The 15,224-nt window shown below is 39.0% G+C and carries 13 protein-coding genes and 1 other RNA gene; 9 read left to right on the forward strand and 5 right to left on the reverse strand.

Annotation, left to right across the window (positions count from 1 at the left end; translation table 11 throughout):
- The first annotated feature begins 171 nt into the window (after positions 1 to 171).
- Positions 172 to 531, forward strand: a complete 360-nt coding sequence (bamE, locus tag NL626_RS04605) for an outer membrane protein assembly factor BamE (RefSeq protein WP_017820585.1) — start codon at positions 172 to 174, stop codon at positions 529 to 531.
- Between the two features lie 101 nt (positions 532 to 632).
- On the opposite strand, the gene NL626_RS04610 is transcribed toward bamE, so the two are convergent.
- A complete protein-coding gene (locus NL626_RS04610; RefSeq protein ID WP_025768875.1) occupies positions 633 to 992 on the reverse strand; it encodes an RnfH family protein in 360 nt (119 codons plus the stop codon).
- Positions 982 to 1,425, reverse strand: a complete 444-nt coding sequence (locus NL626_RS04615) for an SRPBCC family protein (protein ID WP_005381641.1) — start codon at positions 1,423 to 1,425, stop codon at positions 982 to 984. The genes NL626_RS04610 and NL626_RS04615 overlap by 11 nt, the downstream gene beginning before the upstream one ends.
- 119 nt (positions 1,426 to 1,544) lie before the next feature.
- On the opposite strand from NL626_RS04615, the gene smpB reads away from it, so the two are divergent.
- The 5 genes from smpB to NL626_RS04640 all read left to right on the forward strand — a co-directional run bounded on the left by smpB (position 1,545) and on the right by NL626_RS04640 (position 7,106).
- Entirely contained in the window at positions 1,545 to 2,030 is a 486-nt protein-coding gene (smpB, locus tag NL626_RS04620) for an SsrA-binding protein SmpB (protein ID WP_005381642.1), read from the forward strand.
- A 66-nt stretch (positions 2,031 to 2,096) separates the two neighbouring features.
- Positions 2,097 to 2,464: a transfer-messenger RNA gene (gene ssrA, locus NL626_RS04625) on the forward strand.
- A 183-nt stretch (positions 2,465 to 2,647) separates the two neighbouring features.
- Entirely contained in the window at positions 2,648 to 3,874 is a 1,227-nt protein-coding gene (locus NL626_RS04630) for an integrase domain-containing protein (protein ID WP_171933422.1), read from the forward strand.
- Positions 3,875 to 4,272: 398 nt separating this feature from the next.
- On the forward strand, positions 4,273 to 4,551 hold the full coding sequence (locus tag NL626_RS04635; RefSeq protein WP_000115789.1) for an AlpA family transcriptional regulator: 279 nt from the start codon (positions 4,273 to 4,275) through the stop codon (positions 4,549 to 4,551).
- Between the two features lie 137 nt (positions 4,552 to 4,688).
- Positions 4,689 to 7,106, forward strand: coding sequence for a DEAD/DEAH box helicase (locus NL626_RS04640; RefSeq protein ID WP_171933421.1), 2,418 nt, complete (start codon positions 4,689 to 4,691; stop codon positions 7,104 to 7,106).
- A 53-nt stretch (positions 7,107 to 7,159) separates the two neighbouring features.
- Here NL626_RS04640 and dcm read toward each other — a convergent pair whose 3' ends face one another.
- Positions 7,160 to 8,872 (reverse strand): DNA (cytosine-5-)-methyltransferase, encoded by a 1,713-nt coding sequence (gene dcm / locus NL626_RS04645; protein WP_153646051.1) that lies wholly within the window; start codon positions 8,870 to 8,872, stop codon positions 7,160 to 7,162.
- Positions 8,873 to 9,021: 149 nt separating this feature from the next.
- On the opposite strand from dcm, the gene NL626_RS04650 reads away from it, so the two are divergent.
- On the forward strand, positions 9,022 to 10,230 hold the full coding sequence (locus NL626_RS04650) for a type II restriction endonuclease (RefSeq protein ID WP_243357280.1): 1,209 nt from the start codon (positions 9,022 to 9,024) through the stop codon (positions 10,228 to 10,230).
- A 1,145-nt stretch (positions 10,231 to 11,375) separates the two neighbouring features.
- On the opposite strand, the gene NL626_RS04655 is transcribed toward NL626_RS04650, so the two are convergent.
- Together NL626_RS04655 and NL626_RS04660 are read right to left on the reverse strand one after the other, a co-directional pair.
- The gene (locus tag NL626_RS04655) at positions 11,376 to 11,966 is read right to left on the reverse strand and encodes a recombinase family protein (protein WP_171933420.1); all 591 of its coding nucleotides are present in this window, start codon (positions 11,964 to 11,966) and stop codon (positions 11,376 to 11,378) included.
- 625 nt (positions 11,967 to 12,591) lie between these two features.
- Positions 12,592 to 12,879 (reverse strand): hypothetical protein, encoded by a 288-nt coding sequence (locus NL626_RS04660; protein WP_253657023.1) that lies wholly within the window; start codon positions 12,877 to 12,879, stop codon positions 12,592 to 12,594.
- 489 nt (positions 12,880 to 13,368) lie between these two features.
- Between NL626_RS04660 and NL626_RS04665 the strand changes: the two genes are divergently transcribed.
- Positions 13,369 to 13,908, forward strand: a complete 540-nt coding sequence (locus NL626_RS04665; RefSeq protein ID WP_253657024.1) for a hypothetical protein — start codon at positions 13,369 to 13,371, stop codon at positions 13,906 to 13,908.
- Between the two features lie 195 nt (positions 13,909 to 14,103).
- Positions 14,104 to 15,060, forward strand: a complete 957-nt coding sequence (locus NL626_RS04670) for a hypothetical protein (RefSeq protein ID WP_253657025.1) — start codon at positions 14,104 to 14,106, stop codon at positions 15,058 to 15,060.
- The last annotated feature ends 164 nt before the right edge of the window (positions 15,061 to 15,224 follow it).

The raw sequence follows: 15,224 nt of genomic DNA on the forward strand, positions 1-15,224 counted from the left end.
ACCTAACTAATACGTCATGTGGTGACATTTACCGCCTAATATCGGTGAATAAATGCAACTCAACTCAAAATTCGTTGTCAGATTGTCTACCATACGACGCATAGCTTTTTACATCTGCGTCGAGCTTGTTTATTATCAGCGCAGTATTTTAAAGGTTACTAAGAAATTATTATGCAATTAAAGAAGTGGTTAGTTGCCGTACCATTAGCAATGACATTGCTGACAGGATGTTCGGTATTGGAAAGACTGGTTTATCGTATTGATATCAACCAAGGCAACTATGTAGAACAAAGTGCGGTTGATAAATTAAAGTTTGGGATGACTAAAGCACAGGTTCGCTTCGTATTAGGGTCGCCAATGCTTATTGAAAACGGCTATCCAAACACTTGGTATTACATCTATCATCATACTCCTGGCCATGGCGAACCAGTACAGAAAGATCTGATTGTAAACTTTAATGACCAAGGCACACTCGCAGACATCAGTGGTGACTTTCCAAAAAGTGACGCATTTTACGAGCAAATTCAGTAAACTGACTTTTGCAAAAAAACCTCCCGTTTGGGAGGTTTTTTATTATATAGAAATCACGTTAGTCAAACTTTGAGTAACTCACATGAGCTATTGGGTTTATATTAATCCTGCTTATTTTTACGTACAGAACTAGGCTTGCCACCGGTGACTGGGTCTGCACTCCCCTCGGTTTTAGCCTGCTCCGCCCGCTTACGGCGAATCTCTTTCGGATCGGCAAGTAACGGACGATAAATCTCTATTCGGTCTCGATCTCGAACGGTCGCATCCAACTTCACGTTACGACTAAACACACCCACTTTGTTCTTGGACAAATCAATTTCAGGGTACAACTCCAATACACCGGATTGTCGAATGATCTCTTCTACCGTTGCGTGATTATTTACCACTAAGTTAAATACACGCTGTTCATGAGGAAGAGCATAGACAACCTCAACGTGAATCATATCTGACTCAATACTCATAACACTCGTAGACCTGTTTTGCGCGTTTAGTAAATGCATTTACCATATTACTAGTAAGCTCGTTAAAAATCTTACCGAAGGCCATCTCAATCATTTTACTTGAGAATTCAAACTCAAGCTTTAGTTCAACCTTGCAAGCTTGCTCATCTAGCGCGGTAAAAATCCAACCACCACGCAACGTCTTAAACGGGCCATCCACCAAGTTCATCATAATTGCCTGACCGGGGATCAACTCATTTGAAGTCGTAAACGTTTTGCTGATTCCAGCCTTCGCCACATCGACAGAAGCCACCATACCATTCCCCGAAGACTCAATGATTCTAGAGCCCGAGCAACCAGGCAGAAATTCAGGGTATTTAGCAACATCATTAACCAGATTGAACATCTGTTCGGCGCTAAAAGACACAAGCGCAGAACGGCTGACTTGCTTCATACATACTCCTATCGATACATGTACAGATTTAAAGCTACTCGCCAATTTTACTTTTATTCCACGATTGCGCAAATAAAAGGATTTCCTATCCGATATCCAACCCGTATAATGACGCTATTATGGCAAAGAAAAAAACGAAACAAAAAGCGGGTAGCAATACTATCGCGCTGAATAAAAAAGCTCGCCACGAGTATTTCATCGATGATGAAATCGAAGCTGGCTTGGAGCTCCAAGGTTGGGAAGTGAAAGCCCTTCGCCAAGGTAAAGCCAATATTTCTGAAAGTTACGTATTTATGCGTGACGGTGAAGCCTTTGTGAGTGGCATGACAATCACTCCTTTAAATCAGGCATCGACACACGTTGTGGCGAACCCTACACGTGTGCGTAAACTACTAATGAGTCGTCGTGAGCTGGATAACCTATTCGGACGTGTAAACCGTGAAGGTATGACATTAACGGCCCTCTCACTGTACTGGTCTCGCTCTTGGGTGAAACTAAAAATTGGCGTAGCAAAAGGTAAAAAGCTGCACGATAAACGTACGGATCTAAAAGAAAAAGACTGGGCAAGAGAAAAAGCACGCGTAATGAAGAGCGCGCTGCGTTAATCTTGACCACTTAAACGCATAGTACTGGACAGCCAATGCTTTTCTGTTACTATGCGAATATTACCTGGGGCTGATTTAGGATTCGACGGGAATTCAGAAGTCTGAGGTGCATGCCGAGGTGCGGTAGGCCTCGTTAACAAACCGCAAAAAAATAGTCGCAAACGACGAAAACTACGCACTAGCAGCTTAATAACCTGCTAAGAGCTCTCTCGCCCTAGCTTCCGCACGTAAGACGGGGAATAACGAGGGATCAAACCCAAACGCGCTAGCCCGGATTCTCCCGCCTGAGAGATGAACGGCGAATTTTAATTCAGGCTAGTCATTCATTAGCGTGTCGGTTCGCAGGTGGATGGCGAAATTAAAGATCGACTAAGCATGTAGTACCAATGATGAACGGTTTTCGGACGCGGGTTCAACTCCCGCCAGCTCCACCAATCACTAGTAACGGGACGTCTCAGGACGTCCCGTTTTCTTTTCTAAACCCTTGTCCTATCTAGCTTTAAGTGGTTCAGGGCGTCTCATCGAGATTCACTTAATCTCAGTCATTTAGTAACATTCTGCGTAACACTAACCAATAACAACACAAATTAGTGTTACATCAGAAAGGAACTATTAAAATGGCTAAGCAAATCAAGCCCTTATCACCGACTCAAGTAACCAAAGCTAAGCCCTTAGAGAAAGAATATTCGCTTGCCGATGGCAATGGTCTGTACTTACGTGTAAAGCCCAATGGCGCAAAACTTTGGATTTTCAACTATATCCATCCAACTACTAAAAAACGTAAGAACATCAGTCTTGGTGCATTTCCTGACATCACTCTCGCGTCCGCGAGAGAAAAAACAAGAGACATGCGACAGTTGGTAGCAGAGGGTGTAGATCCTAAGACTCACAGAGATAACCAACGTTTTAATACTCAGATAGCACAGTCTCACACATTAAGAGCTGTCGCTGAAGAATGGTTTGAAGTGAAGAAGCATGATGTATCAGATGATTATGCAGATGACATTTGGCGCTCTCTTGAGCTTCATATTTTCCCTAACTTAGGAAATATGCCAGTTAGCGAATTAAGTGCTCCAACAGTGATTCAAACATTACGGCCTTGTGAAGCGAAAGGAGCTTTAGAAACAGTAAGACGCGTCTGTCAGCGCTTGAACGAGATTATGACGTATGCACATCACTGCGGCAAAGTTGAAGTCAATCGGCTCGAAAAAATCTCGAAAGCTTTCAAAAAGCCAAAAGCTGAACACATGCTTACGATAAAGCCTGATGAGCTAAATATTCTTATGCAAAAAATGTCATTGGCAAATATCAAGCTTACCACTAGGTGCGCCTTTGAGTTTCAGCTTCACACGCTAACCCGCCCAAATGAGTGCGCTAGAGCCGAATGGAATGAGATAGATTTCGAAAACAGGCTTTGGATCATTGGTCGAGATAAAATGAAAATGAAACGCGACCATAAGATCCCTCTTTCAGACGCTGCATTACAGCTATTGAACTTTATGAAGCCTATATCATTCGGTCAACGATATGTTTTCCCAAGCGCTAGCTCAGCAGACAAACACATGAACAGTCAAAGTATCAACGCTGCAATGAAACGTGCAGGTATGGCGGGAAAGTTGGTGAGCCATGGTATACGCTCAATTGGCAGTACAGCGCTCAACGAACAGGGCTTCAACAAAGATGCTATTGAGCTGTGTTTAGCACACGTAGACAAGAACACGATTCGTGACATCTACAACAATGCTGAATACTTGGAAGAACGCCGCAAGATCATGGAATGGTGGAGTAACTTCATATTCGATGCTTCTAAAACTGCTAACACTATTGCAAAACCATCAAAATAAGTGACACGAGTCACACTATAAACGACATGTGGGTGATTTTGTATTGACGATGAGAATCACCCGCATTATTTTAAATCGCGTCTAAATATTTAATTTTTTACATAGGAAACAGACATTTAAAGTCCGCTACGCGGCGACGTAACTTATTCCCGTTAAACTTCGGTTTAACTATTTGTTTATTGTTTTGGTATTAACTTAACTTTCGGAGCCTTTTTTTGAAGTCTTCACTATTCCATTACATACGAATACCTTCCTTTAATTGTTAAGGAATGAGTCTGTAACCCAATAGGCTTCAGTCCCATCTAGGTGTTCCTTCACTGATAATAAACTTCCGTGGATCAGTGTAAGTATTGGAATATAAAGTTAGTACTAGACATGAATTAATGTAGGTTATCGTTATGTCTGTAAATACAACTCCTCTTCTAAAAATCGTACGTAAATCTGACGTTCTACAGCGCGTTCCATTCTCAAGAGCGACTCTCCATCGCAAAATCAATGATGGAACATTCCCACCTTCAATTCCACTTGGTGCAAACTCTGTTGGTTTCTTATCTCATGAAGTCGATGCAATTATCGCAGCCATGGCATTGGGCAAAGATCTACAGCAAACCGTTTCTCATCTTGTTGAGCAAAGACAGTCTCTTTTCGACAACAGTCTCTATGCACTAGCCGCATAACTAAAAACTCTCACTAAGCACAAATAAATCAATTGTTTACTGCATGCTTTAGCATGCTGGTAAAAGTGCAGAGTTCTTTAGTTATATATATTACTTAGAAACTTTGCACTTTTACGTTCTACTGGAAATAAGAATAAATGAACGTTATCGCGCAATCTCAAGCCTCAGAACATACACTGGTTCGTTCAACAGAGTCCTGCTCAGTCGCTATTCTTAGCGGCGAGTCTCTAAGCTTCGATCATGACAAGTACAGGGTCGTTGCTGTTCGCAACGACAAAAACAACCTAGCTGAAGTTATCCGCTATTACCGTGATGCTGGCTTCAATAGCATCAAGTTAATCATTGATTCAAAAAAGCTCCCTGATCAAGCTGTAGATTTCATGATGATTAATTATCGCCACGCTAGGTGTGATCTTTATGATTTAGCGTCAAAGAGACACTACTGTCTGAAAGACTACAACGATACAATCCAGTATCTATCTCTTTGCTATCAGTTGACGAATTGCGGCATGCGGAGTGACGAAATCATTGACTGGCTAGCTAAAAAACTAGTCCGTACAATTCCTCTGATCTGTTCCGATGCTAAATCATGCTTGAGAACTTACCGTTTCTATCTTCACAAAGACAATAATTTCCTAAGTAAAGTTTTAGATTGCCTTGAACTACAGCTACACCACTATCATTCGTCAGTTCAAGATTTTATGAAGCTTAGAACGCCGACGAAAACAATCCGTACTTCAACTCTCGACTGTCCAGAAGTGTGTGAAGCGCTAGCCAATGAGCGAACCCTTGCGATTAAATCTGCAACAGGGACTGGTAAAACGAAACACGTCTTTGGCCCTATTACTCAGCTAGCTGAGCAAAACAATAAATCCGTGGTATATCTTTCTCACCTGATGGCTTTAGTAGAACAATACTGCATTCAAAATCATGCGGTCAGCTATACCACTCAAAACTTAACTCAGCTTGAACAGTCGAAAGCGATGGGATTAGTCGTCAATAGTGTGTGGAAAGCACATATCCAAGCATATTGCCACAATGCTGATACCTTGATTATTGATGAGTTTGAGAAAGTAATTTCAACTGTCGTGTGTTCGGAGCATTCACTACAAATGCCTAAACAACGCGTCTTTCATTGCTTGTCTGAGATTATTCGCTCCATTCCACAAGTCATTGTGGGCGATGCTGATCTTTCCGATATTAGTTTAGGCTTCTTGAAGGATTTACGAGGTGACGTGACTTTAATCCAGTGCGACAAAAACCCATATCTGGGAATTGAAGCAGTTATCACAGATAAAAATCAGTATCTTTATAGTCAGGATGATCTCAAGTCCAAATTGTTGGAGGACAAGGTGTTTCTCTTTGACTCGCTAGTGACACTTCGAGGAGTAGTTAAACAACTTGGTTATGAGGACAAACAAGGTTTAGATAGTGAGACTGCGGCTCTAAACGACGGTGTGCTAGTCATTCACGGGGAGAATAAAGGAATGGACGCACAACGTGCTTTTCTGGCTAACCCGAATGAAGAAATCTCCAAATACAAAGCGATTATCGCTTCTCCCTGTCTAGGGTCAGGCTTCTCAATCGTCAAAAACTTTGCCAATAGAGTTGTCGTATTCTGTGACAAAACACTAAATCCATTTGAACTAGTTAACTTCGCACGTCGATTCCGTAAAGCAAAGGAGATTTGGTTCACCGTAGATGCCCATCAAGACTTCTTCTGCCGCCCGACAAGGGCAAGAGTCTACAATGCGAATATTCACTCAGCGCCAACAGACCACCTAGAGATTGCATTCGGTAACGTGAAATCACAGTTCACCACACCTCTGGGGCTACATCTATGGATCACATTGAAGGAACTCGGCTTTCATGTTGATTCGCTACCATCCTCAGTGTACTCACAGAGCTGTGGGTCTAAAACGAACAAGCAATATTTAAAAGCTTACAGAGAGGCGTTGGTCAACGCCATTATGCAAGCTGTCGATTTAACCCAGCATGACGTGAAGCGGCTTATGATGGCTGATAAGCGCACAGCCAGTGACAACGCAGCCATCTCGAAGCATACAATCAAAAACTACTATCACCTGACTGAAGTCACAAAAGAAGATATCGAGTTTCATTTCCTGTTTTCCAAGAACAGAAAGCTCTTCGACAAGTTGTTTTCTGTTCCAGCGCCAAACGAAGATGACAGCAAAAACTCAAAATATCGCCGCTTGGCGAATTTAATCAGCGAGAGTCTGTTCAAAGGGCACCAGTTCAGTGCTCAATCATCTTCTATCATGATCCATAGGGAGCAGATTTTAGGGTTTGTTAATCTGATGATCGAAAATCGGGACTTAGTCAATTGGACCCTGCACAAAGATACTCACATCCCCCTATCACTCAACACCAACAGCACGACAAATAAAAAGATGCTGTATTTTGGACAACTCATGAAGTCTCTGGGTTTTGAAATCGGTAGATTTAGCGGAACAACAAATAAAGCGAAGCTATCTCTTTCCCAAAGAACATCTAACTACGCAAAACTAGACGGCTTTAGAGACAGTGAAAGCTAAAGAATTGAGAATTGGCAGCATATATATGCTGCCAATTGGACTAACAATAGAAGTTATATGGCAAGCTTACTTTCAGTACGCTCTTCTGGATTAGATTCCTTTTCTTGCATAATGAATGGAACTAATAGTTCAGCAACAGCTGTAAAGACAGGAACAACTACCGAGTTGCCAAACTGCTTGTAAGCACTAGTATCTGCACATACAATATTGAAATCCACATCGCCTTCACAGCGCAGCTCTTCTGGCTTCTCAAACCCCATTAACCTTGCACACTCTTTAGGAGAAAGGCGTCTAGGTGTGCGATATTCTGGGTTAAACGAATCATAGCTAACATAACGCCCAAATCTTTCGTTATACTCTGACTCAGCTTCTTTTCTCAGTTCAGACAACTTTGCATTTGTTGCTTTAGGTTCACTCTGTAAATACTCAGTTACCTTCTTATCGACATATGCATGTCTTTCTTGTATTTTTTGGATACACTCTGCTTTTCTGCTTTCTAAATAACTGGTTTCCAAACCATTATGGTTTATAAGTATCTCAGAGCCATCTTTATGGTAACGCGCAGATAAAGTACGCGTTACTGCGCTTTCATCATTAGGATCAACTAAACCAAAACCAAAACCATTGCCTTGAGTTTGATGTTTAAGAGCATAGTTATACAAATAATTCCATAAATTTGGAGTAAGTGTATAACGATCTAACTCTTCAGGTGATAACTCGCATAAAACATCCCGCAGAGTTAAACGCTTTTGCGGTTTAGGTAAGTTAACCAGAGAAAATTGATCATAAGTTAAATCTAAATCTTTTCTAAACCCAACCAGAACAACCCTTTCTCTATGCTGAGGGAGAAAGTCAGCGCCATCTATAACTACAGGTTCTTTTTTCCTTTTACGAACCCTCTCTATGGCTGCCTCTATATCATCTCCTTCATTAGTGATGTCAGCAATCCAATATCCAAGCTTATCCAAAGCTCTGACAATTACTGCAAAAGTATTACCTTTATCATGACTTTTTAAGTTCTTTACATTCTCTAAAACGAAGAACTTTGGCTTTCTAGCTTCTAGTATTTTTTCTACATCAAAGAACAGTGTTCCTTGAGTATCACAATCGAATCCATGGGAACGTCCCATAGAATTCTTTTTTGAAACTCCAGCTATTGAAAAAGGTTGACAAGGAAAACCTGCAAGTAACACATCATGTGCAGGAATGTGCTTGCGAATATGAGAAATTTTCTCTTCTTCCGTAGCCATTTTGTCAGCACTTAGGGTTATGTTGGTTATGTCCATATATTTCTGATTTTTATCAGGGTTCTCGTCTTCACTATCAATAAAGTATGGGAGTTCACTCTCACCTACATAGTGATTGGCTAGATACGTCTTTCTTGCTTTATCATCCCACTCAGAGGTAAATACACACTTCCCACCAACCTGTTCAAACCCTTTTCTCAATCCACCGATTCCAGCAAAAAGATCAACAAAGGTAAACTTGGGATTGTCCCAATGCTTTGGTTTAGGCGGTAGCAGTTTCTTAGAGATATATGCTCTCTCTTTTTCAGATAACAATAGTGGATGCTTATCAGGATCTTTCTTCCAGTTACTAAGCGCTTTCCTATCTGTTTTAAATCCAAGTTCGTTCAATTTACGAGCTAAGTTCTTTTGATCGTAGATCTCTATTAAGAGTTTGATTAATCTTGAACTAACATACTTGTCTTCTCGATGTAGCTTCTCATAAAGCTCATCGCCAAGTCTGATAACGTTATCAAGCATGGGAGGTTTGTGCTCACTTCTGGTACATGTTTGACCCATTGTACCAGGAGGTTGTGTTTTTATACAGTTGTAAGTGTACTAAAATAAAAAACTTTAAAGGCCAAAATGTAACCATCTGATTTAAAATAAAATTAAACAAAAAGTAAGTTATGACTATGAATGATATAAAAACTTGGCTTCGGTCAAAAAGCTCTGATGACTGGTATTTTTACATTAAGAGGCTTTCAGCAAATGACACAGGTGCATCAGGAGCACATCAAGTAGGTGTCTACATACCCAAAGGTTACATGACGTTTCTGTTCCCATCCATTAATAGAATTGATACAAAAAATCCATCTCTTTATCTGACAGCAAAAACTAGCTCACATGACTTCTTAGAAAAGCAAGTAAGAGCTATCTATTACAATAATAAGTTTTTTGATGGGACACGTAATGAGATGAGAATCACTTCATGGGGAGGCTCTAAATCACCTCTACAAGACCATGAAAACACAGGTGCTATTGTAGTGCTTGCGTTCTGTAAAAATGAAGATTGTGATTCTAAGTTGATCGATGTATGGGTATGTAGAAGTTTAGAAGAAGAGAATTTTATAGAAACATTAACAGGAGAATTACTCCCTGGGCTTTCTATATTCACCGATGCTAATAAAGTAATATCAGGGAGTACTGTGAGCTATGACTGGAAATCGAAAGACTATCCAATACCAGAAGAATGGAACATTAAGTTCCCTAGCGGAACAGAAATAATAAATTACTTAACTCAGGTGTTTGATATTAAAGCTGATACCTCTGATAAAAAACTACTCCTTAGAAGGGAAGCAGAATACTCACTATTTAAAAAAATTGAAGAAGTCCATGTGCTTGAATTGATCAAGTCGGGATTCACTAGTGTCGATGACTTTATAGCTTTAGCAAACTCAATTAGTAATCGTAGAAAGTCTAGATCAGGGAAGTCGCTAGAATTACATTTAGAGCACATTTTTCTAGAAAATGGATTGACAGAGTTCGAAACGCAAGCAAAAACCGAAAACAATAAAAAGCCTGACTTCCTATTTCCTTCAGCAAACGCTTACCATGATTTATCATATCCATCAGATAAACTTCGCATGCTGGCCGTAAAAACCACATGTAAAGATAGATGGAGACAAGTTCTAAATGAAGCCGATAGAATCAATGATGTCTATCTATTTACTCTACAAGAGGGCGTTTCTAAGAACCAATTTAAAGAAATGAAAGATTCAAACGTAAAACTTGTTGTCCCACGTCCCATCCATTCGAGTTTTCATAAAGATATACGGAATGAAATTTTATCACTTGAAGAGTTTATAGATAAAACTAAGTCACTAGTATTAGATTGAGTTTGTTGATCTATCCACAACCAGCAACACACCAAGTAGATAAAGGTTCCTATCAAAAAACAGAACAACTTTCTCGGAGTATCATCGTTAGGCAGGTGTTATACATTGTAAACACTTGCTTAACATAGGTTAAAGGAGTTTCCATTTCATGACGACCGTGGAGAGAGGTGAGCAAAATCATAAGTATACCTAAGCAGAATACCGTTATATTCCTTGCATTTTTATGTGTTAATCGAATGCTCAATCTTTAGTTTTTAATGACTTGAGCGAGAACAGTGTTCTCGCAGTATCAACAGTCAGTGCACTAGCCCATTTCATAGTGACTTTCAACTAAGAGAAAACTGTTCTGATTTGAGAATAACCCTATTGTAGAACTTATAAAAACATGAGAGGAACAAAATCTTGTCCTAATACGGATTTAGCCTAAATAGACTCATGGTATAAACATATTAATTACTAATTACCCAATTAAACAAGTTTTTATTATACATAAAAAACTTTTTAGTCAAGTTGAAAAAACTCTTGATTAAGAAAAAACAATATAATATATTAAATCCCGTAGCAAGAAGCAGAGCTTCTATCTAGAAAGTGGCTTAAAGAAAAATTAGTTTTAACACAAGTAAATGTATCACTATTTTATCCGCTAATAGATGGTTACTTCCGCGCCAACTGGCGGTTAAGCGTTGGATAAAAAGGTCGAGTTTATCTCGGCCTTTTTATTATTAATTGTAATACTGTTCTCATAATTTTAAATTAATTCTATTTTTAGAAGATTATCTCTTTAGTTTTAATGATTAAGTCTGGAAGCCTAGCTTATTAAAAGGAAGATCATCCTACTTATCATTCGGAACATTGTTCTTCCACACAGTTTTTTATTGATTAATCAAATACCCAATCTTTACTATTTTAAGATTGGGATAAGAACATTGTTCCGAGTAAAGAGCAATTCACTCTCGATATGGTTATCATGCATCAATATTCAAAGCTAGCAAAAGATAAGACTTCTACTGAATGTCGGCGAGAGAACTTGGTATTATTCGATAAGCTAAGCAAGAACAAGGTTCTTGCAATATCGTTAACCTCTTAACGAGTAATTACTTCTGGCAGAACTCAACTCAACCTAACAGTATCATGGAACATTGTTCTCATTGAACTCTTTCAGTTAGCCGCTTGTTCCAATGCCGCTTGACCGTCGGAATGGAGATACCAAGAGCATTTGCTGTTTTGGATTGACTCAGTCCTCTTGCCCTACATTCTTGGACTTTTTGAGTTGTGGTTAGTGCTTCTGGTCTACCAATCCGCTTACCTTCAGACTTAGCCCTAGCCTGACCTTCTAGCGTCCGCTCTCGAATACGGTTTCGTTCAAATTCAGCAAATGCGGAAAACATTTGCAGCATCAATCGTCCTTCCGCTGAGCTTAGATCAGCGGTTGGCAGATCCAGAGAAATTGGTGTAACGCCCTTCTCTAACAGCATACTGATCGTATGCTGAACATCGATGTTATCTCTGCCAAGTCGATCTAGCTTTAATACAACTAGTTTGTCCCCTGGCTCTAGTTTATGCTCAATCAACATTTTGAACTCACGTCGTTCAGTTGCAGGCACACTGCCAGAAACTGTTTCATGTACAATTCGGTGTTCTTGAACATCGTAGCCAGCATTTCTGATAGCTAAGATCTGATTTGACACAGTTTGCTCGCTAGTCGATACACGACAATAAGCGAATGTCCGTCCCATACTATTCACTCCTTTTGGCATCACAATTGGTATCATCAATCGGTTGGGTATCATAAAAATCCGAACCCTACTTTATGAGACCGCAAACACTTCATTCCCGTCTGGTATCAGAAAACGGATGTTTGTTGATACTACCCTGGGATGTTTACATCTCGCTAAAGTTGACTACTTAAGTCGATAATTTTGACAAAGTACCTTTGCCTTAAGAAAACCTAGAAAATAATTAAATATCCATGAGTAACAAACATTACTCTAAATTTAATTCATCTATAATAAAAACAAAGTTACTATTAATTTCCCTTGGCAATAAAATTAATACATAAAAAATAAATTTTATTTTATTAATTTTTCATGTTATAACTATTATAACTGTTATAACTATTATAAAGTTATAATTCTAATATAACGTTAGATTTTAAAAAAGTGAAGGTTAAGCCAAAGTAAGCTTAATTTATTACAAGAATTCTTCTGCCACTACTGGCACTTTCAATGCCAGCATTGGCACATTGATTGCCAATCTTGGCAATTTCTCTTGCCACCTGCTTTAATGACGGAATTTTTAAGGCTTTTATCACTTGCCTAACACAATTCAATAGGCTTTAACGTTGTGCAAAAAAGAGCTGCATTAGAATACGTTGAATGTCTCATTTTTTCTTGACTTGTAACGGTTACAGCCATATAAGCCAGGCACTCGACATTCTTTTTTTTCTTTAATAGATTGTCTTTTTGAACGAACTTGGGGAACACTGTTCTTTTCATCTAAATTAATAGAATTTGCTCTACGTAATGCCTCTTCGTCTGAAATGTCATTGTAGACCACTTTAAAATTATTGAGCTTAGTTTCACGTTCTTCTCTTACGGATAGATAACTCATTTCACGATTACGTTTAGAAAAAACCAGAACTTGAGACATATCGACAACCCTCTTGATATATAGATAAATTCAATGAATATTATATTTATCAAGTAATATTCTCTTTGTAAAGGACCTTTAATCACTATTTTAATAATCACATTAACATTTAATTATTAAATAAAAACGGTTGGTTTTTTAATTATTAAATAAGAAAATAATAATTAGTTAAACTTCTAACTAAAAATGAAAAAGATCAGACTCTGGGCTATTAGTGTTGCGATTTCTCTCCTCAAAGAACCACATATTCATCACCATGAATTCTCGGTTAGGATCCTAACCGAGAATGCTCATCGGAGTCTGGCTGCGATTAGTACTGCTGTTTCTTCTAACCTGATAACAACCGCGTCCATCACTACAAATTCCAAGTTAGGATCCTAACTCGGAAATACCAATCAGGCATCAGGAAGGGTATTAACGACCACCAATTACTATCTTCAATCACAAGTGTACAAAAATATATGCTATACTTACTTTTTATGACTACTTATGAGCATTGAAGTGAAGATTGAGGATGCATTGGAGCGCCTGCATAAATTTGACAGGCGAGGTATACACGTTTACCGAAAAAGTGACCTCAGGAGATTATTTTTTGATGACTCACTTACAGCATTCCAGCAAAGTTTACCTCGTTTGGTGAAAGCTGGAGTACTAGAGCGGGTGTGCAACGGTGTTTATGTATTCTCATACAGTCGTCATAAGGACGGTTATACCATTGAATACATTGCTAAATGCTTGCGACGAGGAGAGTACAACTACATCTCTCTAGAATCGGCACTCTCGGAATACAGTGTTATTTCCCAAGTAATGCTTGGTCGAATTACGATCATGACGACTGGACGTAAAGGGGAGTTTAGGACCCCCTACGGCGTTATCGAGTTTACACATACGAAACGTGATGATATTGACATTATCAGCAATACAATAACTTCAGATCGTCCCCTGCGGATTGCTAGTAAAGAGACTGCCATTCGAGATTTGAAAAGAGTTGGCAGAAACACGCACTTGATTGTGACGAATCACGAGTAGGCAGATGCTGGCACTCCCAAAAACCAACACAACTCACTTTTGGACAGAAACGTGTTAGTGACTTTGCTAAATTAACAATCCATAAATCAACTCTAGTATGGCAAAGTCAGTTAACACACTGTCAAGTTTTGATGGTATAGTTCATTAATTTGCATATTAGGGCCACCTTGTATCTAGACTTAGTGAGAAGCGCTGATGGAATTATTAATTGCTGCTTTTGTTATTTTTGTAATCTATAAATTTTTGTTTAGCCGTAGTGCAAAAGACAAGAATCGAGATGCTATTTTAGGCTCTGTTGCTGCGTTGGGCGTTCCTTTGAGTGAAGCAACTAAGATTCTCAACACTCAGATGGGTGAATTATCTAAAATGTTGCATTTTACAACCATGAAAGAAAGCGCGATAAAACACAAACCATCTCATGAACGAATGGCTCATTGCATACACATTTTGTACAAGAGACAAAAGGAAGAGTTGAATGAGAATGAAGTTAATGGAATAGATAATCCTACTACAGCATCAAACATAACGAGCAACAATACAACAAAAAATGAGTTGTCCTCTGATTTAAATGAAGAAGATAAGAAGCAGGAAAAGGAAACGTATAGTTATATTTTCACGAAAATCAGAGAGATCTCTAAGAGAGACTGTCTTAAATACAAGCAAATGCGCATTCACTCTAGCCATGATAGATGGGGACGTTGGGGGTACAGTGAGATTTTCCTTTTTTCAAATGATGAACTCGATGAAGCTTACGAATTTGTTGAGTGCCTGAAGCATCTTGATGATCCTACCTTATTAGTTCAAGTTACAAACCTTCCACTAAAAAGTACTGTAGAATCATTTAATAATGAACACAGATCAATTACATCAACTGGATTTACCGTTAGAGACAAAGAAACTGGTCACATCCTTGCGGCTAAGTTAAGCAAGGGGATGTTTTTTGGGAAAGTTTTAATACCAGATCAAGGCTTAACTCTCGATATATCGCCTTGGAGAGAAGGCGAAAATCCGTTTAAAGATGACTTCTGCTATGAAGGTTCTGAAACGGGCTTTAACTCAAATGGAAGCTGGTTTTTCTGCATAAAAACTGAAGTGCCTTTCAGCGAAATGGCCGATATTGCAGTATCTCTAAGCAAAGAAAAAGTTAACTAATCAGCCTCCAAATTTTCAATACATTTTTAACATGAGAAAAAGTAGGGCAAATAAAAGATAGGCAGGTATGACACGATGTGATTTAAAATCATATTAGGGCAAAAGTGTTTCAGAGCTTAAATTCATTAGTCCATTGGTTCTGACAAACCCACTTATGAAGATAA

Origin of the sequence: Vibrio sp. Y58_MX_L22, from assembly GCF_024181865.1 — a bacterium.
GTDB lineage: Bacteria > Pseudomonadota > Gammaproteobacteria > Enterobacterales > Vibrionaceae > Vibrio > Vibrio alginolyticus.